This window comes from Vibrio sp. HM8-C, assembly GCF_058630515.1.
On sequence record NZ_JBMMKS010000002.1, the window covers coordinates 48,090 to 70,839 of the forward strand.

A 22,750-nucleotide genomic window follows, 5' to 3' on the forward strand; every position below is an offset into this window, starting at 1 on the left:
ATGCTTGGTTAGTCTAACGACACACGATAGACTGTCAACACAACAAAGATCACAAAGTTTACGATAGATTATTTATTAATCATTTTATTTGCGAGTTTATAGCATGGATTTAGCCTTTGATCGCCAGCACATCTGGCATCCCTATACTTCAACTCTCACGCCTCTGACCTGCTATCCTGTCAGTCATGCACAAGGTGTTTACTTGTATTTAGAAGATGAAACGGCACTGGTGGATGGTATGTCTTCGTGGTGGTCGGCAATTCATGGCTACAATCATCCAGAGCTCAATCAAGCAGCCCATAACCAAATCAATAAAATGTCACATGTGATGTTCGGCGGAATTACTCATCAACCTGCGATTGATGTATGTAAAAAGTTGCTTGCCATAGCGCCTAACAACTTGCAGCACGTTTTTCTGGCTGATTCTGGTTCAGTTGCGGTCGAAGTAAGCCTAAAAATGGCGTTGCAGTATTGGCACGCCAAAGGTGAAAGCCGCTCAAAATTCCTTACGCTGCGTCATGGTTATCATGGTGATACCTTTGCCGCTATGTCGGTGACTGATCCTGATAATTCGATGCACAACCTCTATAAAGGTTTTCTGCCACAACATATCTTTGCTCAGTCACCTCAAGGTGGTTTTTGGCAGCCTTGGGATGAATCCGACATCGATGATTTTCGGGAGAAAATAGCCCAGCATCACTCACAGCTAGCCGCTGTGATATTAGAGCCAATCGTGCAAGGTGCAGGGGGCATGCGTATCTATCACCCTGAATTTCTACGCCGAGTTAGACAGCTTTGTGACGAACACAACTTACTGTTGATACTGGATGAAATCGCGACCGGCTTTGGTCGTACTGGAAAACTGTTTGCGTGTGAACATGCAGAGATCCAACCGGACATTTTGTGCGTAGGTAAAGCACTAACGGGGGGTTACATGACACTTTCCGCGACCCTCACAACCAAGAAAGTCGCCGATACGGTTTGTGGTGGCGAAGCGGGTTGCTTTATGCACGGACCCACTTTTATGGGCAATCCCCTAGCCTGTGCAGTGGCTTCTGCCAGCCTAGATATCATCGCAAGCGGGAAATGGAAGCAGCAGGTGCAACAGATCGAATCCTTCTTTGCTGAGGAATTGGTGAAGTTCGAAGCCTTTGAGCAAGTGAAACAGGTGCGATATTTAGGCGCGATTGGTGTGATAGAGACACATCACTCAGTCAATATGGAAATCATACAGGCGCTGTTTGTCGAATTGGGAGTATGGATTCGACCTTTCGGACGCCTGATTTACATCATGCCACCTTACATTAGTCAGCCTGAGCATCTTAATAAATTGCTCACGGCGATTAAGTCTGCGCTAAATACACCCGAGTGTTTTAATCAATAAAAAACGCCATGTGTTTGAATCCATGGCGTTTAACCAAGGTGTGGTTAAGCAGCAGCAACATTTGAGCTTGCTAGATACACTTCTCCTTCTTTGATAAACACGGACCACGTTTTTAACTGAAATTCTGGTTTTTCAACGCACTCACCGGTTTCAAGTTTAAAGTGCTGCTTGTAAAGAGGAGAAGCCACACAGAGCTCTCCTTTTACATCACCCACAATTCCTCGGCTAATTACGTTTGCCTGTCCAATTGGGTCCCAGTTTTGTACCACAAAGACTTGCTGCTCCGTATGGGGAACAAAAAACAGCGCGACTTGTTCACCACCAATCAAAGCGCCACACCCTTGCAAAGGCATTAAGTCATCCAGTTTACAAATACGTTCCATCATGATTAAAGCTCCTGAACTACTGGGATGCGCTGTTCGCGTATGCGTTGATATGGCAGAGCCATGCTTCCCTCTTGGTGGTTAATAAATGGGCGGAATTTACGCAATTTTTCTTCGGATTCCACCGTACTCTTCCACTCACATTGGTAAGAATTGATCACATGGGACATCTGCTGCTCTAACTGTTCACACAACTCTAGAGAATCATCAATGACCACTTGTTTTAGGTAGTCCAATCCACCCTCTAAGTTCTCCAGCCATACCGATGTACGTTGCAATTTATCGGCAGTACGAACATAGAACATAAGGACACGGTCAATCAGTGCAATTAGCTGCTCTTTTGAAAGGTCGGATGCAAGTAAGTCTGCGTGACGTGGACGCATACCACCGTTACCGCAAACGTAAAGGTTCCAGCCATTTTCAGTTGCTATCACACCAATATCTTTGCTTTGTGCTTCGGCACATTCACGAGTACAACCCGATACAGCGAATTTGAGTTTGTGTGGTGAACGTAGACCCTTGTAACGGTTTTCTAGCTCAATCGCCAAGCCGACGGAATCGTCCACACCGTAGCGACACCATGTTGAACCAACGCAAGACTTCACAGTACGTAGTGATTTACCGTAGGCATGTCCAGTTTCAAAACCTGCGTTAATCAGTTCACGCCAGATTTCAGGTAACTGTTCCATTTGCGCACCAAACAGGTCGACCCTCTGTCCACCAGTGATCTTAGTGTAAAGGTCGTATTTCTTAGCCACTTCACCCAACACAATCAGTTTGTCCGGTGTTATTTCACCACCTGGAACACGAGGAACAATCGAGTAAGATCCGTCTTTTTGCATGTTTGCCATGAACGCATCATTGGTGTCCTGCAAACGGCTCAACTGAGGTTCCATAATGTGTTCATTCCACAAGGAAGCGAAAATAGATGCCGCTGTTGGTTTACATAAATCACACCCTAAACCATGACCATGTTTTTCCAGCAAGGTGTCGAAGTCTTTAATCTCTTCAACCTGACAGATGTGGAAGAGCTCTTGGCGCGAATACTCAAAATGCTCACAAACGTGATTGTTCACTTCCATACCCATAGCGACCAACTCTGCATCGAGAACGGATTTCACCATGCTAGAACAGCCGCCACAGCCAGTACCTGCTTTGGTTACCGCTTTCAAGTCATTCAGTTCAACGGCGCCTGCATGAATGGCTTTAACTAGCGTACCTTTCGTCACGTTATGACATGAACAGATCATAGTATCGTCTGATACTTCGCCACTGAGCGATGAAGTATCAAACAACAAATAAGCCGGATGCTCTGGCAATACCGTTTTGTTTAAGTACGCTTGTAATAGCGCGTCGTAATCAGAGTTATCACCGACAAGAATTGCACCTAAAAGCTGAGTACCACTTTGGTCAACCACCAGCTTTTTGTAACTACCGCTACAGGTATCTTGAAGTACTAACTCTTGAGCACCTTCGGTTTGCATTTGCGCATCGCCAATTGAAGCAACATCTACACCCAGAAGTTTGAGTTTGGTACTCATATCTGCGCCAGTGAAATCACCGCCTTGCCCCATAATTTGTCCAGCAACCGCGCGCGCCATTGCATATCCCGGTGCAACCAGACCGAAGATACGTTGTTGCCAAAGTGCACATTCACCAATCGCGTAAACGTTTGCATCACTGGTTTGGCAGCTGTCATTAATGACGATACCACCGCGCTCTCCGATCTCGAGTCCAGACTGACGAGCAAGAGTATCCTGCGGGCGGATGCCTGCTGAGAAGACAATCACATCCACTTCAAGAGGTTGTGCATCTTTAAACACCATACGGTGTTTCGCTGTTTCACCATCAATGATCTTTTCTGTTGCCGTTGATGTGTGCACTTTTAGACCCAGCTTTTCGATTTTCTCTTTCAGAACCGAACCTGCGCCATCGTCTAGCTGAACAGGCATTAAGCGAGGTGCGAATTCAATAACGTGTGTTTCCACACCGAGAAGACGCAATGCGTTCGCCGCTTCAAGACCAAGCAAACCACCACCAATCACCGCGCCAGTTTTTGCTTTGTCACAAGCACTGCGGATCGATGACAAATCATCGAGTGTACGATAGACAAAGATACCGTCACGCTCATGACCCGGCACTGGTGGTACAAATGGGTAAGAACCCGTGGCTAGCACAAGCGTGTCATAACCCAACACATCATCACCATCTAAGATGATGCTTTTCTGTACACGGTTAATTGCGGTAACTTCACTGCCCAAAATCAAATTGATGCCGTGTTTTTGATACCACTCTTCGCTGCTCAGCATTAAGTCTTCGTGTGACTTGCCAGAGAACAGCGATGACAGTTGAACTCGGTCATAAGCGATGAAACGCTCTTCACCAATAACCGTAATACGTTTTTCCAAGTGAGCTTGCTGCTCGACCAATTTGGCAACTAGGTGATGTCCAACCATTCCATTGCCGACAATAACGATATGTTCCATCATGAGATTCTTCCTTAAGCCGTTTTTGCCATAGGAGCAGCAACCTTTTGAGCTGCCTCAGTTTTCGTTTGCTTTTCATACAAAAAGCGCAGTACAGATTGACGATATTTTTGATACGTCGGGTTGTCCGCTAATGCCACTCGATCACGAGGTCTTGGTAGTTCTATCTCAAGCACTTCGCCCACAGTTGCAGCAGGACCATTAGTCATCATGATGATCTTGTCTGATAGCAGTACCGCTTCATCCACATCGTGAGTAATCATGATGACGGTGTTGTTCAATTCAGCCTGAATTTCCATAGTGGCGTCTTGTAGACGAGCACGTGTTAACGCATCCAAAGCACCAAACGGCTCGTCCATAAGCAACACTTTTGGCTGTAAAGCCAAGGCTCTGGCAATACCTACGCGCTGTTTCATGCCGCCTGAAATTTCATCAGGTTTTTTATCTGCTGCGTGATCCATTTGAATCAGATTCAGATAGTGGTCCACCTGCTCTTTGACCCAGCTTTTTGACTTACCCTTAGCGATTTGCTTAACAGCCAGCTCAACGTTTTGATACACGGTTAGCCAAGGCAATAAAGAGTGGTTCTGGAACACAACGGCACGCTCTGGCCCTGGGCCATCGACTTCACGTCCATCCAGAATTACCCCCCCATCGGTCGGGTTATGCAGCCCAGCAACGAGGTTTAACACGGTTGACTTACCGCAGCCTGAATGCCCGATTAATGATACAAACTCGCCCTTTTGAATCTGAAGATTGACGTTTTTCAGAGCCACAAATTCACCTTGTGGCGTTGGGAAACGCATGCCGAGTTGTGATAAATCTAAAAATGCTTTTGACATGAGAATTCTCCCTTAGCGAAGCTCTTGTTGTTTGTTCCAAGACAGGCGTTTTTGCAGTTTGAGCATGCCTCTGTCGAGTAGCAGACCGATAAAACCAATCACAAATACCGCCACCATGATTCTGCCCAGAGAAGCTGAGCTGCCATTTTGGAATTCATCCCACACAAATTTTCCTAAGCCTGGGTTTTGCGCCAACATTTCAGCGGCGATCAAAACCATCCAAGCGATACCAAGAGAGAGACGTAATCCGGTGAAAATCATTGGAATGGCTGACGGCAGTACGATAGTACGAATGTGTGCCCACCAAGAAAGGCGTAACACCTTACTTACGTTCAGTAGGTCTTTATCCACACTGGTCACGCCCACAGCAGTGTTGATCAGCGTTGGCCACAAACTACAAAGCGCGACGGTAAATAGAGAGTTCACAAAAGATTTCGCAAACAACGGGTCATCACTGACGTATGTCGCACTCACCACCATGGTCACAATAGGCAACCAAGCGAGTGGTGATACTGGTTTAAGCAGTTGAATAATTGGGTTAAACGCTTGATACATCCCCTGGTTAAGACCCAGTACGATGCCAAGCGGAATGGCGATAACCGAAGCCAACATAAATCCCGCCGCCACAGTTACAAGGCTGGTACCGATCTGGTCAAAAAAGGTTGGTTTACCTGTGTACGGGCGAATCTTCACTTCTGCATTTGGATCCTTCGCCAGTTTGGCTTCATTGCGCTTCTGTTGTTTTTCGATAAAAGCGTGCTCTTTTTCACGCTCCTGTAAATGTTCATCAATCAAGTTGGTAAACTGAGTAAAAGTTTGCACCGGCCCAGGCAGAGCGCCCAATGAGGTCTCAACCTGTTTGGCAGCCAAATGCCAGAACATCAGAAAAAAGCAGATTCCCAGTAATGGCCATAGCAACATTTTGCTGCGGCTGACAACCTGTGTGCGGCTCGGAATCAGTGAAATAACATTGCTCGACATAGCAAACTCCTTGGCTTTTAGGGTCTGTTCGCCCTACGACTTCCATGTGAATCTTTTTGCTTGGAGACACCTAAGTGCCTCCAAGACTGACACTTAAACTTTGTCTTTACCTTTCAAGCCAATAGAGAACTTCTCTAGATATGCATTTGGCTGATGACCGTCATAAACGATGTTGTCGATAAAGTGTTTTTGCGGCTCGCGGAACCCATCCATTTTGTTGAAATCAGGAAAATCTTTCGTAGTTAGGGTGCCATCTTCAATCAGAGATTGAGCGGCCTGTTGATAGATGTCTGGACGATAAACTTCCTTAGCAACTTGCATGTACCAATCATCCGTTTTCTGCTCTGGAATTTGTCCCCAGCGGCGCATCTGTGTTAGATACCAAATTGCATCGCTGTAATATGGGTAAGTTGCGTTGTGGCGGAAGAATACGTTGAAATCTGGCACTTCACGCTTATCGCCTTTCTCGTACTCAAACGTACCTGTCATTGAGTTGGCAATCACTTCTGCATCCGCACCTACGTATTGGCTTTTCGCTAACAGATTCACAGCTGCTTGGCGGTTGGCGTTGTTGTTTTCGTCCAACCAATACGCCGCACGAATTAGCGCTCTTACTACACGTAAATGGGTATTCGGGTACTTTTCAGCCCAAGCTTTTGATACACCGAAAACTTTCTCTGGGTTGTTTTTCCAGATCTCGTAATCCGTGACAACAGGAACACCGATACCTTTGAACACTGCTTGTTGGTTCCAAGGTTCACCAACGCAGTAACCTTCAATGGTGCCCGCTTCCATCGTTGATGGCATTTGAGGAGGTGGTGTCACACTCAGCAAAACATCCGCTTTTAGCTGACCACTGTTATCACCTGTAGCCGGAGCGTAATAGCCTGGATTGATGCCACCAGCGGCTAGCCAGTAACGTAACTCATAGTTATGTGTAGAAACTGGGAATACCATACCCATATTGAACGATTTGCCTTGGTCACGATATTTCGTCACTACCGGCTTTAAAGCATCCGCTTTAATTGGGTGAGCAATTTTTCCATCACTTTCTTTAGCAAGAAATGGCTTCATCTGCTCCCAAGTGTTGTTGGATACGGTAATGGCATTGCCATTCAAATCCATGCTAAATGCGGTAACAACTTCTGCCTTGGTCCCAATACCAATAGTGGCGCCTAGAGGCTGACCCGCCAGCATGTGAGCGCCATCTAACTCACCGTCAATGACGCGATCCAATAACACTTTCCAGTTTGCTTGAGCTTCCAAAGTAACGTACAAGCCTTCATCTTCGAAAAAGCCTTGCTCATAAGCCACAGCAAGTGGAGCCATATCCGTCAGCTTAATAAAGCCAAATTTTAAATCTTCAATTTCAGGCTCACCGATTTGTGCGTACGCATGGGTACTGATCAGTGAAGCTGAAGTTGCAAGTGAAGCGCCTAGCACTAAAGTGCGCATCCATGGCTTGATATATTGCATAGCAATACTCCCTTTCCTTATAACGAACCCAAAAACAAAAAGGCGCTACTGCCCGAATGAGCAGTAGCGCCTTTGCTATTTCTTTCATCACCGCCGTTGATGATGTCAGAACATAAGTTTCACAACTTACACCAAATTTTGTCTAAAAATAGTAATCCAATTTATATGCCAATTTTTATAGTTACTACTTTTCAATCACTTAAAACACAACACTTATTTTTATGAGGATTAATCTGCATTTCTAAGTGCAACCTGCACCAAATGAACAATTTTCCTCTACCCCCAAAGTATTAATTAGCACTAATACTATCAAAGGTATGAATCACATTCTTTGCTACTTGCGCCATAGTTAGGCTCGATTGCATCGCTGAACTTCTTAATACGCGGTAAGCATTCTCTTCATCAAGAGCATGCATTCTCATCAATAGTCCTTTGGCTTTTTCAATCCATTTTCTCTCTTCTAACTTAGAAGTGAGCTGATGAATTTCTTTTTGCAGCGCTATGCTTTTTTCGCGAACCTGAACGGAATACTCTATCCAAGGCTTTAGGTCAAAAGATGAATCAAAAGGCAGGATAACGAAGTCGTTAGACTCTGGCAGTCTATTGATATCATTAGAATTTAGTTGTTTAAGAATCACAAGAAGAGGAACTTGTTTATCCTTGCAAAATTCAACAATCAAACGTAATTCAGCGGTTGGCTGGCGCCAAGATACAACCACGGTTGAGCGTTTTTCACGCCCAACCATTTGCTCTAGTTGTACCAACTGACACGCAACAATATGGTCATAATGAAGAGCAAGTTTAGCGCTGAGACCCGCTTGATCACTGATGCTATCACTACAAACTATCACTGGTTGAGACGTTGTTGAAAGAGACATAACCATTCCCTGTATTCATTGAACCCTATATTCAATTGAGCAAAGAATGTACCAGTTTTAAATTTGATATTTATTTAATTAAAAACAATGCGTTACAGGCATTAAATGAAAATATATACCACTTTGTGGGTATAGAATACTGAGCAGAGAGATTATACGTGAGATAGCACATAAGCCTTCCAGTATGTGTACGCACTTTCAAACGCCTTCTCTCTGTCATGAAACTCGGCAAAGAGTACCGCCGCCATAGTGGATACCACAGTATTTGCCATCATCGACATCTCTTCAGAGGGCGTTTTCATCGGGCATACCGCTAAAGTTTCGATTTCCGAGATGTACTGTTCAGGCCAATAAAAAGACTCAACGCCTGTTGGCTGACTCAACCAAACAGTTTGACTCACTTTAGGATTGTATTCGGACTCTCCAGAGACGCCTTTAAACGAAATAACGGCGTGTGATGTCTTACCAATCACATGCTCCACTTCAGCGTGCAATTGTTGAAAACCTGGATGAAAGCTTCCTCGAATCCCAATCTTGCCACCGCCAGGGTTTAGAGCGCGCACTACTGTGTTAATTGGCGTTCTTAAACCATAACGGTTTTTCCAACTGATCATCAGTTCGGCTTGAGGTGCAAAAGCGTTCAGCGGCAGATAAGCAATACCGACTGTTTGAAGTAAAAGCTGTGCATGTTCAGTATCTGATGCCATTGGAATACCGAAAGTAGGCAGGTAATCTTCCGCGTGCTCTCGGGATGCAGGTTTGTCGTTATAACCATGAAGAAGTACTTTGAATCCGTTGTCGGCAAGAATTTTCGCAGCTAATAAATGCCATGGTTTACCCGCCGATGCTCGTTTACCAGCGTAGCAAGGCCAGTCGATATCAGCGCCCAAATTAGGAACACGAGACTGAAAGGCTTTCACGAATCCTGCAATTTCATCATTGGTTTCGTTCTGCACTCGTATCAGCATGAGTAACATCGCCATCTGATCATCGTCGAATTCGCCACTGAGATATTCGTCCATCACCTGAAATGCTTGATCAAATGAAAGCGGCTTTCTTCCTCGCTCTCCTCGTCCAACGGTTCGAATACACTCTTTAATTATGCTCATGACAACCTCATCGCTTACTGATCATTAGTAACAGGACAGTTTATAAATACGCAGATTCCGCTTGCATACGTGTCGTTTGCGCGGTCTGAATTAACTGCTCTCTAAGCTTGACGACATCGCCCATAATAATCAATGCCGGACTTAAACCTTTTAGGTCTTCAGCCGTTTGTGTAAGTTGATGAAGCTCAAAAGTCACCACAGTTTGATTTGCAGAACAGCCTTGGCCAACCACAGCAACCGGAGTTTCCGCCGATAGACCGTGCTGCATTAAGCCTTTTTGAATCGAACTCGCATTTTCAAGTCCCATATAGAAAACCAGCGTTTGACCACTGGCTACCAGCCCAGCCCAAGCAGGCAAAGCCCCTGTCACAACCTGACCTGTAATTAAAGTAACGCTGCGAGCAACCTGACGGTGCGTGAGGGGAATAAGCGCGCTGGACGAACAGCCGATAGCTGCAGTAATCCCCGGAATCACCTGATAAGCGATATTGTGCTTAACCAATTCCAGCGCTTCTTCACCTCCACGACCGAATATAAATGGGTCTCCACCTTTTAAACGCACAACTTGCAATCCTTTCTGTGCAAACTCTACCAGCAAGCGGTTGGTTTCCTCCTGCTTAAGACTTGGTAATCCACAGCGCTTGCCGACATAAACCATCTCCGCGTCAGGATTAACAAGGTCGAGAATGTCACGCCCAACCAATCGGTCATAAACGACAACATCGGCTGTTTGAATCACTTTCAGCGCTTTCACCGTTAATAAATCAGGATCATTCGGCCCTGCTCCAACAAGATAAACAAAGCCTTGTTTGTCACTCGAAGAACTGCGGCGAGTCAAAGTAGGCGTTTCACAGTAATGACGTTCATGTACAGTAAAGCTTTCTGGTGTACGAACGGTTGTGTTGGATCGCATTTTCATCGCAAACTCCTTATGCCTTGCTCACAGCAATTGTTTGATAACTTTTAAGAATCTTGTTCACTTCGGGCACACATGAGCCGCAATTTGAGCCGCATTTCAGTTTGGATTGCAGCTGATTTAACGTTACGCAGCCATCCTGCTCAATGGCATTTTGTATCTGCTTATCTGTGACCCGAAAACAGCTGCACACCAACTGACTTTGTGCTTTTTCACCCGCTATGGAGATGATGGAATTGAGGCTAAGGGGCTGACCGATAAGCGATGTGATGGCGTTGTAGTCTTGTTCCAATGGTTGAGGAGAAACAAGCACCACACCGGTTACTGTCATTAGCGGCTGATTGCCCGTTTGACGACCAACCACCATCATCCAACCATCAGGCAGATCCCAGCTGAAAACTTTCTCTCCTTGGTTAATCGCAAACATGGATTTGTCTAAAGCTGTCAGGTTTGCAAAACGGACCACAATGCCGCCGTCATCCACCTGACAACTACGATAGTCGCTGCAAGGTAAGTCCCTCTCTTGTCCGACATACAGACCGAAGCTTTGCATTTGCACAGGAGCTATGTGAACGTTCGAAGACTTGAATGCCGGTTGACCTGAAATAGGGTCAACAATGCTTGAAACCGTGCGGTTAACTTGAGACTGCGCGCTGTAGCGCCCAGCCCAATGCATTGACATGAATAGCTGCTTGCCAGACAGACCGTCGTCAAACTTCACCTTAGCGAAAATGCACGAGTCTGATTCATCAGAAACGCTGCGAAGTGCTGCGCAATTGCCTTCTTTTAAACCTATTGTCTCCGCGCTGAGTTTATTGACATAAATCGTTGGCTCAACTTCACCGGCAGCTAGTTTGGCAACATGACCTGTACGAGTCATGGTGTGCCATTGGTCACGCTGCCTACCCGTATTTAGCCACCAGCCATGATTAGCTTCCACAAGTGCCTTTACCGCTACAAATTGGGCTTTACCTGAAGCGGTAGAAAATACGCCATCACGATAAGGCGCTTCGCTATCTAGTGGCCACTGCGTCGGCTGCCAAGTTGCGTATTCTTCATCTGAAATCGAAGCGAACTTAGACAGATCGAACAGGTAATGTGAATGGGTGTTGATCGAGCTTAACCCTGCAAACTCACGGAAAACATCAGCTTCACTCTTAAACTCAAAACCTGACTCACAATCGAGTTTTTCACAAAGTTTCTGGCCCACTTGGGTAATTGCCCACCAGTCTGGTTTTGCTTCACCCGGAGCAGGTAAAAAGGCGCGTTGACGAGACAAGCGACGTTCTGAGTTCGTCACCATACCCTGCTTTTCTCCCCAACCTGCGGCAGGTAATACAAGATCTGCATACGCTGCCACATCACTCTGCTCCGTGATATCGGAAACCACAACAAACTCACATTGCTCAAGGGCTCTGCGCACTTGGTCACTATTAGGCAAAGAAACCACAGGGTTCGTTGCCATCACCCAAAGCACTTTGATTTTCCCTGCTTCGACCGCTTCAAAGAGATCTACAGCCTTCAAGCCCGGTTTGTTAGCAATCGATGGTGACTGCCAAAATTCTTGAACCAAACGTACCGATTCAGAATCAAAACCACGATGCACAGCGAGCTGGTTTGCTAGCCCTCCAACCTCTCTTCCGCCCATCGCATTGGGTTGTCCGGTCAGTGAAAATGGACCGCTTCCTTGCTTACCAATTTTTCCGCAGGCAAGGTGTGCATTGATAATTGCGTTACCTTTATCAACGCCGGTTTCTGACTGATTCACACCCTGACAAAATAGAGTCAGCGCTTTTGGCTTGTTGCTAAACCAGCGATAAAAAGTTCCGACATCACTCACATTCAAACCGAGTGAACGAGCAACACTTTCTAAGGTATAACGCTCAGATTTCACTTCATTGAACAGCTCGGAAAAGCCTTCCGTAGACGCATCGATAAAGCTTTCGTCCAGCGCATCGTTATCAATCAAAAAGCGCATTAAACCGTTGTATAGCAGGACATCGCCATCGTTTTCGATCGCAAGGTGCAAGTCTGCCTGTTCAGCGGTCACGGTTCTTCTTGGGTCAATGACCACCAGTTTTAATTCGGGATTGTTTTCACGGGCTTGTTGAATACGACGAAACAATACAGGGTGTGTCCAAGCCGTATTCGCACCAACGAGCACCAACAAATCTGTGTGCATGATGTCGTCGTAGTTGACCGGTACAACATCTTCACCGAACGCTCTCACATGGGCGGCTACCGCCGAAGACATACAGAGACGGGAGTTGGTGTCGATGTTTGCGCTCCCCACGTAGCCTTTCATCAATTTGTTCGCTACGTAGTAATCTTCCGTCAGAATCTGTCCGGAAACATACATCGCCACTGAGTCTGGACCGTGGTTAATCACGGCTTGATGGATTCTGAATGCGATCTCATCACTTGCCTGATCCCAAGAAATTTCTCTGCCCTTCATTTTTGGATACAGAAGGCGAGATGGCATGGCTAAGCTTTCTTTTAACGCTGAGCCTTTAACACATAAAGCGCCCTGATTCGCAGGATGTTGCTTATCACCCACAATCGAATCTTTGTTCGCCGTCACTCCGCAACCGACACCACAATAGGGGCATGTGGATTGAATTTTGTTTACTGCCATCATCACTTCCCTGCTCTTATGACAAATAAAAAGGCGCCTTACTTCTTTAAGAAGTAAGGCGCCTTTGCCTATAACCATTAACTTGGGCAAGTTAACTATAATCAGATTTGGTTGATTTCTTTATAGCAATACCGATGCCAAAAGTTTTACCTATATAAATCATTTACTTAGTTTTATTGAGTGAATCTGTAGCGCACTAACTGTGTGCAAACCTGCTCCAAACAGTAACGAACACACTAACCCCAAAGAAGTATCCATCCACTTCCAGCACACGTTATTCCAAAATTAGCTGCGGACCTTTGTAGCCAAATTCTCTTGTAGCAAAACTTACATAGTCACCCGCATAATCTTCTGTTAAATCAGCAAGTTCAAAAACTAGGTTGTTCTTCTGCTCCGGCTGAACGGCAAGCACCAAATCTGTCACATCGATATCAACCCACTGTCCTTCTGCCTCCTCGCCTAAATAAGTCGCTGGAGACTCAATTATCCAAGTCACATGGGGGAATGAACTATAAGTAGTGTTGACCTCATTCCAATCAGTCGTATGAACTGTTCTAGCAACGATTGCACGTTTGAACTCCCACTTGTTCTCAATACCTCGAACGAACAGGCGCAATGTCGCTCTACTATACGCTTGCTCGTTCACTTGGTTTAGGTCATAGCGAATAAGTATTTTGCGGTCGTTAACTCCAACCCCATTTTTTACTTGCATGTAACCACTTTGTCCGTAGTGATCATAGTCACGCGGCGTACCTTGAACAAACAGGTCTTCGGTGGGCAACAGCGTCATATAAGCTCGCTTTTCGTCCGGCTTATCAATTACCGATGGATCTTGACCCACTTCAAAATCGAACGACACACTACTTCCCATATGAGACTCACCACCTGGTGTGACAACCCGTTGAGTTTTCAACTCGCTACCATCAATTACAGTTATTGTTACTGCGCCATAGAATTTACCCGGTGTTGATACCGTAGCTTGTATAGTCGGTCCACTCCTATCGAGGATAAGCACACACGGGTGATCAACTTTTATTTTTACTCCATCAGGTACATTCAATTCACCAGCTGAAAAGAACACTGCACTGACTATTTTTCTTTTGGTATCTTCTACCGCTTGAATCCGGATGGTATTTGACAGCACAACGACAGGCATAGACTGCTGATAATCTATAACCTCTTGTTCAGTCCTTTTAGGCAAAACAATATACTGATAACTAGCGGAGCTAGGCTTTGTGCCGTGAGGGATTGTAAGAGTAAATACGTCTTTTGATAGTATCTCTCTGGATGCATGTTTATTGATGTCTGACCAAGCACCTAATCGAGTCTTTAATGATGCATTTCGAGGTGAGTCGTCAAAGAAAACATACCCAACACCGTCGTGATGTAACCATCGGCTATTCAAAACCTTATGTTCTCCGTTCGCTAAACCGGCTGAATTCTGAGTACTTACTATCCCATTTAACAATGTCTGATTAATGGTAGTATTTACATCTTCCGCATGTGTGGAGCTAATTCCCGCCCCTAAAGCGACAATCTGGTCTTCAAAACTAAACCACGATTTATGAGCATGTGTCTTACCAATTGCCGAGCCTAATTTGATACGTTCAGACCGTTCAGGTGTAACATCCGTTTTTTCTTTATGGTCAATGGTCATATCCATGATCATTGTGGAGACACCAATTCTCTGATTGCTGGCTGCCCCGACAAATTCAACATTTTGCATTGGCTTGCCGCCGAAATAAGGTGCTTCCTTATATTCAGGAGCCGTCACTCCGGGGATTTTTGTCCAATCCATAACAGGGAAAATGTTGTGATACTCCTGACCCGTTTGCATAAGAAACGTACTGCCAAAACCTAACCAGTAACCAAGTAAGTTTTCTCCATTGCTATTTTCTGTTGGAGATGTCCGATTTGAGTTCATTTTTATTCCGAACATAAAATCATCTGTCGCCGTCACAGTGTAATCACTGCGCCAGAAATGTTTAAACCCTCTCACATAAGGAAAATTTGTTTGACCATCATGGCCCATTTTCTCCTGAGCTAAGGTCTTTATTTTCTCTAGGTTTGAGAGTGGATCTTGTGAGGCGGAAAATGGTGTTCCTAGATCAGGTTTGACATGTGCGATACCTTTACCAATTACGTTGTAATCTAACTGTCCATTTCTGTTCGCCCAACGTAATCCTTCTAAATAGAAGCTTGCCAATATGCCGATTTTTTCAGATGAGAATTCCCACTCCAAGCCTTGAACCTTGTATGCCCAATCTAAAGCCGTAGTTAAGAAATCCTCTCCATAAACACCAAAGTACAATTGCGGTCCGTTTTGATGAAAAGACCAATCGGGCTGGATCCCATCTAGAGTCGTTACCTCAATCGCACTCTCTACCTCATACAACGCAGTTTTAATTTGTAGGCTTTGATTTGTTAAAAGGCCGTTGAAAATCATACCAATGACCAAATCATGATATTCGGCAGAATATTTTTCAGCCTTCAATTGAGTTGGTAACCTCGCTGCTATTTTGTCTCTTACTTCCTGTGAAAGAGCATCCCCCATGAATAACGCAACTTCACTAAGAACATGTGATATTCCTTGTTTCGTCCACCACTGATGTTCCTTTGAATTATCGTCCAGCAAGTGATTGAGTAGCTTCGTTATAACTTCCTGATATTGATTAATACCGGTCTCGAAATAAGCAGCTGCGATGATTTTCATGTCATTTGGGTTTATTTGGGTCAGTCCATTGCTTGGATCAAAAGAGTCTTGGCTGCTCCCCAATTCACTACCATTATTGTCCATCGCTGCTAAAAGTTTATCGGCTAGCAAAATGATCGAACTATTCAGCCTTACTGCCTCGACTGCTTGTTTTGATATCAAATCAGACACGATTCTCTGTTGAAGCAGCTCCAAATCTGTCAGCGGTTTTATCTCTGCTTTTTTCCTTTCATCACTATCACGTTGAGTTTTAAAATCTTGTAATGCAGAAGCCTCAGCTTGGCGGATTTTTTCAATCACCAAGTGTATTTTCTCACCGGGTCCAACGTCTGCGTCATGGTTTATAGCCATACGCTCTATTTTCTCTCTCAGCTTTTTGACAGCGATGTATTTGCTTTGTAGTTGGATTGCTGACGGCAATGAAAAACTTTCTGCATGTCGATTTGGCTCCTTAGGAGCGATATCTAAAGTGTCACCAATACCATCCAAATCACTGTCTTCAGATTCTGTCGCGTTTCTTGGCATGTCATCAAGTTCATCCAAGATGCCATCACCATCATCATCGGAGTCTTCCCCATCAGTGATGCCATCCTCATCAGTGTCACGCTCTTCAAAGAATAAAGAGAGGAGATCACTATCTCCGATTATTAGCTTATCGTTTGCAATGCTGTTGAGCTCCAAAGCATCAAAGTCGACATACACTGAACTCAGCTCTTTTCTCTTTTTATATTTCATTAATGCTAAAACAACGGACTCAAATCCTTGATGATATTCTTTCAGCACGATAGGCTCTGATATTGGGAACAAATCGGGTATCACTGTGGTTAAGTTGCGCGCTACTGCATGCATCTCTTTGTTTTGTTGCTCGACGTAATCTTCAAATAAATCTTCGGAGTCTTCTTGTTCCATTAGTGTGGCAATTTCTAGAGACGCTTGTTCAAAAGACAAGCCTTCTGAAAGCTGCTTTGAATAGACAAGGTGAGACAGAGGTGTGATGTTTCTGATTCCAGGAGGAGCAATCAATAGATAACTATTGTTGATACGCTCACCATGGTCTTCGTCGATGGTTTGATATTTTTGAGCCAGTGCAACTAGAGGATAATGTGTCGGGTCAAGACCCAGCTCACTGACATCTAATTCAACGTTTCCAAATTCACTTGAATATGCTGAAGGTTCATTGGCATCTCGCTGGTAATCACCATCCAAGTCTAGCCAAACCAAAGCATTGCGAAGATAACCATCAATAACTTTTGCCGTATAACTTCCATCCTCTTGCTGGGCATTGTTAATTGTATTTTCTTCGTGACAGCCAACAATCATAGTAATAGAAATGGCGAGCATCGATAGTCTAAGTGTTTTCACAATCGCTCCTTATCAAAACATCGTCCGTGCAACTTTTTGCACAAAGATCACATTCCGAAGAGGGTATTGAGTCACTTAGTATGCGTAAACTTAGGAACCAATTTGCATCGGCACAGTTCTAGTTATTTAAGTTTAATTGTTTAAAACCAAGAACCTATTCGCAAATTTTTGAAAACCAGTCTCGATTTTATCCCATAAAAAAACACCGAACTCTTTCGAATTCGGTGTTTAGTAAGCATCGCTTAATCAGTTAATAATCATTAACCAATATGTGTAGCGCCACCCATGTACTTCTGAAGAACTGCTGGAACTTCGATACGGCCGTCTGCAAGTTGGTTGTTTTCAAGAATTGCAACCATTGTACGTCCCACAGCTAGACCCGAACCGTTTAGCGTGTGTACAAGTTCAGGTTTCTTTTCGCCTTTACGACGGAAACGAGCTTGCATACGACGCGCTTGGAAATCCCACATGTTTGAACATGAAGAGATCTCACGGTAAGTCTGTTGTGCTGGAACCCAAACTTCTAAATCGTAAGTTTTACGAGAACCGAAGCCCATATCACCTGCACAAAGAACCACTTTACGGTAAGGAAGTTCTAGAAGCTGAAGTACTTTTTCAGCGTGCGCAGTTAGCTCTTCTAGTGCATCCATTGAATCTTCAGGTCGAGTGATTTGAACCAACTCTACTTTGTCAAATTGGTGCATACGGATCAGACCACGAGTATCACGACCATACGAGCCAGCTTCAGAACGGAAACATGGTGTATGAGCTGTCATCTTCAATGGAAGATCAGCTTCGTCAGTAATAGTGTCACGAACTAGGTTTGTTACTGGTACCTCAGCCGTTGGAATTAGAGAGAATTTACGTGGTTCTTCGTCATTCACTTTTTCAGTTAGAGGTTCTGTATGGAATAGGTCTTTGCCAAACTTAGGAAGCTGACCAGTACCAAACAAACTTTCAGCATTGACTAAGTAAGGCACATACATTTCTGTATAACCGTGCTCTTCAGTGTGAAGATCCAACATGAACTGAGCAATCGCACGGTGTAGACGTGCAAATTGGCCTTTCATCACGATAAAACGTGCACCAGTAATTTTGGTTGCGCTAGCGAAATCAAGACCGCCGCCCATTTCACCAAGGTCAACGTGATCTTTTAATTCAAAGTCGTAAGTTTTTGGTTCACCCCAACGCGCAACTTCTACGTTATCGTTCTCATCCTTGCCGTCTGGCACAGAATCATCTGGTACGTTTGGCACAGTTTGAGTAATAGTTTCAAGCTGAGCTTGCACAGCATCTAACTCAGCTTTCTTTGCGTCTAAGTCGTCACCCAAAGAGCCAATTTGTTTTTTAATCTCTTCAGCGCCATCTTTGTCGCCTTGAGCCATCAATTGGCCGATTTGCTTAGAGATCGAATTACGCGAGGATTGTAAATTTTCAACTTCTACTTGAATGGACTTACGTTGTTCTTCAAGTGTACGAATAGTATCGACGTCGAGTTTAAAACCGCGACGTGCCAGTTTTGCAGCTGTTTCATCCAGCTCTGTACGAAGTAATTTAGAATCCAGCATTGTTAATCCTATGCTTTTGAGTATCGAGAAGACGTATGTGCTTGCTTTTTAAGCAGGCCATACGTATTGAATTTTTAACTTGTCAAAGATAACGAAAAGACACTATTTTTCATAGCGCTTTTGTGGGCTTTTTGCGTCTAAATCCGCCAGATAATCTAACTTTTCACCAATCTTAGTCTCTAGGCCTCGATTAGTTGGCTGATAATAGCGAGTTCCTGTCATCTCAGGGGGTAAATAGCGTTCACCGGCAGCATAGGCGCCTGGCTCATTGTGGGCATAACGATATTCAGCGCCGTAGCCCAAATCCTTCATCAAGCTGGTTGGCGCATTTCGCAAATGATGAGGTACTTCATATTCAGGAAGGTTATGAGCATCAGAGAGCGCCTGCTTCCACGCCGAATACACCGCATTACTTTTTGGAGCGCAAGCGAGATAGACGATAGCTTGAGCAATCGCTCGTTCACCTTCTGCCGGACCCACTCGGGTGAAGCAATCCCATGCAGATAAAGCCACTTGCATAGCGCGAGGATCGGCGTTGCCGATGTCTTCCGATGCAATCGCCAATAAACGGCGAGCGATATATAGCGGATCACATCCAGCCGAGATCATACGGGCAGCCCAATACAATGCGCCATCAGGGTTTGAACCACGGATAGATTTGTGAACCGCAGAGATTAAGTCGTACCAAATATCGCCTTTGTTATCAAAGCGAGAAACTTTCTCTCCGGCGACTTCAGCAAGTAGGCTCAATGTAATCAGCTTCTGTCCTTCGCTATCTTCGTCAGCCATATCGTAAAGCAGCTCAAGATAGTTGAGTGACATTCGAGCATCACCATTAACCAGCTCTGATAAACGCTCCAAAACGTTATCTTTAAACAGCGCTTTGGTTTTGCCTAAGCCTCGCTCAGAATCATTCACCGCCTGATCCAGAGCCTGATGAATTTCATCTTTGCTCAGAGAAGTCAGCTTATAAACACGTGCTCGCGACAGCAAAGCGTTGTTAAGTTCAAAGGATGGATTTTCGGTCGTGGCGCCAATAAAAGTCACGGTGCCATCTTCAATGTGCGGCAAGAAAGCGTCTTGCTGTGACTTGTTAAATCTGTGCACCTCATCCACGAACAAGATGGTTCTGCGACCAGTGAGTTTGTTCTCTCTCGCTTTTTCTATTGCTAAGCGGATCTCTTTGACGCCAGACGTCACCGCAGAAACTCGCTCAACTTCTGCATTCGCGTAGTTTGCGGCGACTTCAGCAAGTGTGGTTTTTCCGGTCCCCGGAGGTCCCCAAAGAATCATTGAATGGATTTGCCCAGCTTCCAACGCTTTGCGCAATGGCTTGCCGACACCCAAAATGTGTTGCTGACCAATATACTGGTCAACGGTTTGCGGACGCATACGTGCAGCAAGGGGACGAAAATCTTCGTCCCCTGAAAAATCTAAAGAGTAGTTACTCACTGTACCAATTACCTAGATCCATCGTTAGTTACGTTGGTCATCAACTTCCACGCCTTCAGGAACATTAAATGTGAATCGATTCATTTCAGGCTTTTGCTGTTTTACGTCATTAAAACTAAACAGGCTCTTTTGACCATCTTGTTCTAATACATTAAAACCTTTTACCACACCTTTTACATCAATCGTAATTTGGAATTGACCTTGATTCGATTCTACAGCTGTTGGCGTTAACGTAAAAACATCGTTGTCCTGCTCAACTTTATAAGCATCCCAGTCGCTTGAACGATTCCTTGTTAGCAATACAAATGGCGTTTGTTCCATTGCTTGCTCTTGGTTGTATATGGTTACTTGCTCGATAAACGGACTGTAATACCAGAGTGATTTACCATCGGAAACCAGTAAATTTTCATCTGGGTTAAGGGTCTCCCAGCGGAAAAGACTTGGACGAGCAATATCCACAACGCCACTGCCATCCATTACAATTTCGCCATCTGGGCTGACAACTTGTTGTTGGAATTTCGCACTGAAACCATCGGTTAATGCGAGACGCTCACTTAAATTCTCTTTCGGTGTCGCCAATACAGAGAAACTACACATTAAAAGAGCAAACCATTTCTTCATTGCTTTTCGGCTCCTAGCCATTTGATGTAAGGATGTTATATCTGAGTTTGTTCCTAGTTATGTCAACCTTGTGTGGAAAAAGTTCGAAACTCGCCACTTTTAAAAAAGTACCACAGAAAAAAGCTTAGTTCCCGCAACAGTGCTTAAACTTTTTACCGCTTCCACATGGGCAGATTTCGTTACGACCGATACTTTTATAGGGATTAACGTTTTGGCTTTTAGCACCAATCATAGCTTCATCCGCCGCTAAAGCGACTTCATGAATCATCAAATCAAGTTGTTTCACCATGTTTTCAAGCTTAGGCACATCAGTAAAGCCAGCTTCTTTCATCTGTTGATGCGTCTGCTCTTCATCAATTGCAAGCATCAAGGTTGTCAGCAGTGCTTGGAGCATTCGAATAGAGCCATCAGACGTGACAACTTCTTGCCAAAACGGTTCGATGGTAGGCCACAACGTCATGAAGCCTTCGGCAAAATCCGCTAACGATTCATCGAAGCCTGACTCTTGCTGTTCTAACTTTGCATGCAAGCCATATTCGTTAAGCTTTAGCTCATGATATTGTGCGTTGATTTGATCAGTAATGAGCGTCTTAAGGTTTTCAGCTTGCTCTCCAAAAACCGAACTCAGCCACGATTCAGGATCTAAAGGCTTGGTGGCTAAATTAGCAGCCAGAACAACACCCTCGATAAATGCAGGTGATTCACTGCATTCTATTGAACTCAAATTCACAAATTGATAAGTCATTTAAACTCTTTTAGCTTCTGATAGTTTTGATTATTGGCGCATTATAACCTGAACTGCACGATAAGTTCTTGTGCGGATATCCCTAAGTTGTTTCTCGACGATATGCTGCAGAGCAAGATGAGCCAATTTAGTGCTTTTTCATCACGTCGATTACAAAAGGTATAGTCCGGTTTTCGTGACATTTCTTCGCTATACCACTACAATCTCGCCTCCATTTTTGACGGTAGTAAAAAGATCCTAAGTATGCGAGTTGTTTTAGGCCCTATGGAGGGCGTATTAGATAGCCTGATGCGCGAAATGCTGACAGAAATTAATGACTATGATTTCTGTGTTACTGAGTTTGTGCGTGTTATCGACCAAACGCTACCTGATCATATGTTCTATCGTCTTTGTCCTGAACTTAAGCAAGATTCTGCGACGAAATCTGGCGTGCCTGTCAAAGTTCAATTGCTTGGCCAAGAGCCTGTATGGATGGCAGAAAATGCCGTTCGCGCGGCTAGCCTCGGCGCATATGGCATCGACCTAAACTTCGGTTGCCCAGCGAAAACCGTCAATAAAAGCAAAGGCGGCGCTGCATTATTACAACAACCTGAGCTTATTTACCAAGTTGTAAAAGCCTGCCGAGAGGCAGTTCCAGCTCATATTCCTGTCTCAGCAAAAATTCGTCTTGGTTGGGAAAATCCTGATGACTGCTTTGAAATTGTCGATGCCGTATCCCAAGCTAAAGCTGATGAATTAACGGTTCACGCCAGAACCAAGATGGGTGGATACAAGGCAAGTGAAATCAAGTGGGAATATATTGATAAAATCCGCCAGAAGACGTCTGTTCCTCTCATTGCTAATGGTGAAGTGTGGAGCTATCAAGATGGTCAGGATTGCATAAAGACCACAGGTGTCGATTCACTTATGGTTTGCCGTGGTGCGTTAAACATTCCGAACTTAGGCAATATGGTCAAACACAACCATGAAGCTATGTCTTGGAATGAGGTTGTGGAGCTACTGATTAAATACTCTGAATTCGAAGTCAACGGCGATAAAGCCAAATACTACCCAAACCGAGTGAAACAGTGGTTTTCATACTTGCGCCAGGCTTACCCTGACGCAGCAGACTTATTTAGAGAAATACGCGTCAAAAATGACGTTGAAGCCATGGTTGATCATTTAAGACGCTATAGAGATTCACTTTACGCATAACAGTT

Annotated in this window: 16 protein-coding genes; 2 read left to right on the top strand and 14 right to left on the bottom strand. The window is 44.6% G+C overall.

Features of this window, described 5'->3' with window-relative positions:
- The first annotated feature begins 103 nt into the window (after window positions 1-103).
- Window positions 104-1,384 carry an adenosylmethionine--8-amino-7-oxononanoate transaminase gene (bioA, locus tag ACOSVQ_RS03240; protein ID WP_491981155.1) on the top strand — a complete coding sequence of 427 codons (1,281 nt, stop codon included), beginning with the start codon at window positions 104-106 and terminating at the stop codon, window positions 1,382-1,384.
- A 44-nt stretch (window positions 1,385-1,428) separates the two neighbouring features.
- Here the strand turns inward: bioA and nirD are convergent, their stop codons facing one another.
- The 14 genes from nirD to ACOSVQ_RS03310 form a co-directional block, all read right to left on the bottom strand.
- Window positions 1,429-1,770: a nitrite reductase small subunit NirD gene (gene nirD, locus ACOSVQ_RS03245; protein WP_491981156.1), complete on the bottom strand. Its 342-nt coding sequence runs from the start codon at window positions 1,768-1,770 to the stop codon at window positions 1,429-1,431.
- Between the two features lie 2 nt (window positions 1,771-1,772).
- Window positions 1,773-4,253, bottom strand: coding sequence for a nitrite reductase large subunit NirB (nirB, locus tag ACOSVQ_RS03250; RefSeq protein WP_491981427.1), 2,481 nt, complete (start codon window positions 4,251-4,253; stop codon window positions 1,773-1,775).
- Window positions 4,254-4,267: 14 nt separating this feature from the next.
- A complete protein-coding gene (locus tag ACOSVQ_RS03255) occupies window positions 4,268-5,095 on the bottom strand; it encodes an ABC transporter ATP-binding protein (protein ID WP_165311723.1) in 828 nt (275 codons plus the stop codon).
- 12 nt (window positions 5,096-5,107) lie between these two features.
- Complete coding sequence (locus tag ACOSVQ_RS03260) at window positions 5,108-6,076, bottom strand: ABC transporter permease (protein ID WP_491981157.1); 969 nt, start codon at window positions 6,074-6,076, stop codon at window positions 5,108-5,110.
- 93 nt (window positions 6,077-6,169) lie between these two features.
- Window positions 6,170-7,552 carry a CmpA/NrtA family ABC transporter substrate-binding protein gene (locus tag ACOSVQ_RS03265; protein ID WP_491981158.1) on the bottom strand — a complete coding sequence of 461 codons (1,383 nt, stop codon included), beginning with the start codon at window positions 7,550-7,552 and terminating at the stop codon, window positions 6,170-6,172.
- Window positions 7,553-7,842: 290 nt separating this feature from the next.
- A complete protein-coding gene (locus ACOSVQ_RS03270) occupies window positions 7,843-8,430 on the bottom strand; it encodes an ANTAR domain-containing response regulator (protein ID WP_165311726.1) in 588 nt (195 codons plus the stop codon).
- 152 nt (window positions 8,431-8,582) lie between these two features.
- Window positions 8,583-9,539: a glycosyl transferase family protein gene (locus ACOSVQ_RS03275; RefSeq protein WP_491981159.1), complete on the bottom strand. Its 957-nt coding sequence runs from the start codon at window positions 9,537-9,539 to the stop codon at window positions 8,583-8,585.
- A gap of 40 nt (window positions 9,540-9,579) precedes the next feature.
- On the bottom strand, window positions 9,580-10,458 hold the full coding sequence (gene cobA, locus ACOSVQ_RS03280; protein WP_491981160.1) for a uroporphyrinogen-III C-methyltransferase: 879 nt from the start codon (window positions 10,456-10,458) through the stop codon (window positions 9,580-9,582).
- Window positions 10,459-10,468: 10 nt separating this feature from the next.
- On the bottom strand, window positions 10,469-13,090 hold the full coding sequence (locus ACOSVQ_RS03285) for a nitrate reductase (RefSeq protein ID WP_491981161.1): 2,622 nt from the start codon (window positions 13,088-13,090) through the stop codon (window positions 10,469-10,471).
- 274 nt (window positions 13,091-13,364) lie between these two features.
- Window positions 13,365-17,165, bottom strand: coding sequence for a polysaccharide lyase family 8 super-sandwich domain-containing protein (locus ACOSVQ_RS03290; protein WP_491981162.1), 3,801 nt, complete (start codon window positions 17,163-17,165; stop codon window positions 13,365-13,367).
- 260 nt (window positions 17,166-17,425) lie between these two features.
- Window positions 17,426-18,733 (bottom strand): serine--tRNA ligase, encoded by a 1,308-nt coding sequence (serS, locus tag ACOSVQ_RS03295; protein ID WP_491981163.1) that lies wholly within the window; start codon window positions 18,731-18,733, stop codon window positions 17,426-17,428.
- Between the two features lie 102 nt (window positions 18,734-18,835).
- A complete protein-coding gene (locus ACOSVQ_RS03300) occupies window positions 18,836-20,185 on the bottom strand; it encodes a replication-associated recombination protein A (protein ID WP_491981164.1) in 1,350 nt (449 codons plus the stop codon).
- 24 nt (window positions 20,186-20,209) lie between these two features.
- A complete protein-coding gene (lolA, locus tag ACOSVQ_RS03305) occupies window positions 20,210-20,806 on the bottom strand; it encodes an outer membrane lipoprotein periplasmic chaperone LolA (RefSeq protein WP_491981165.1) in 597 nt (198 codons plus the stop codon).
- A gap of 124 nt (window positions 20,807-20,930) precedes the next feature.
- Entirely contained in the window at window positions 20,931-21,551 is a 621-nt protein-coding gene (locus tag ACOSVQ_RS03310) for an SEC-C metal-binding domain-containing protein (RefSeq protein ID WP_491981166.1), read from the bottom strand.
- 243 nt (window positions 21,552-21,794) lie between these two features.
- Between ACOSVQ_RS03310 and dusC the strand changes: the two genes are divergently transcribed.
- Window positions 21,795-22,745 (top strand): tRNA dihydrouridine(16) synthase DusC, encoded by a 951-nt coding sequence (dusC, locus tag ACOSVQ_RS03315; RefSeq protein WP_491981167.1) that lies wholly within the window; start codon window positions 21,795-21,797, stop codon window positions 22,743-22,745.
- Window positions 22,746-22,750 lie beyond the last annotated feature (5 nt).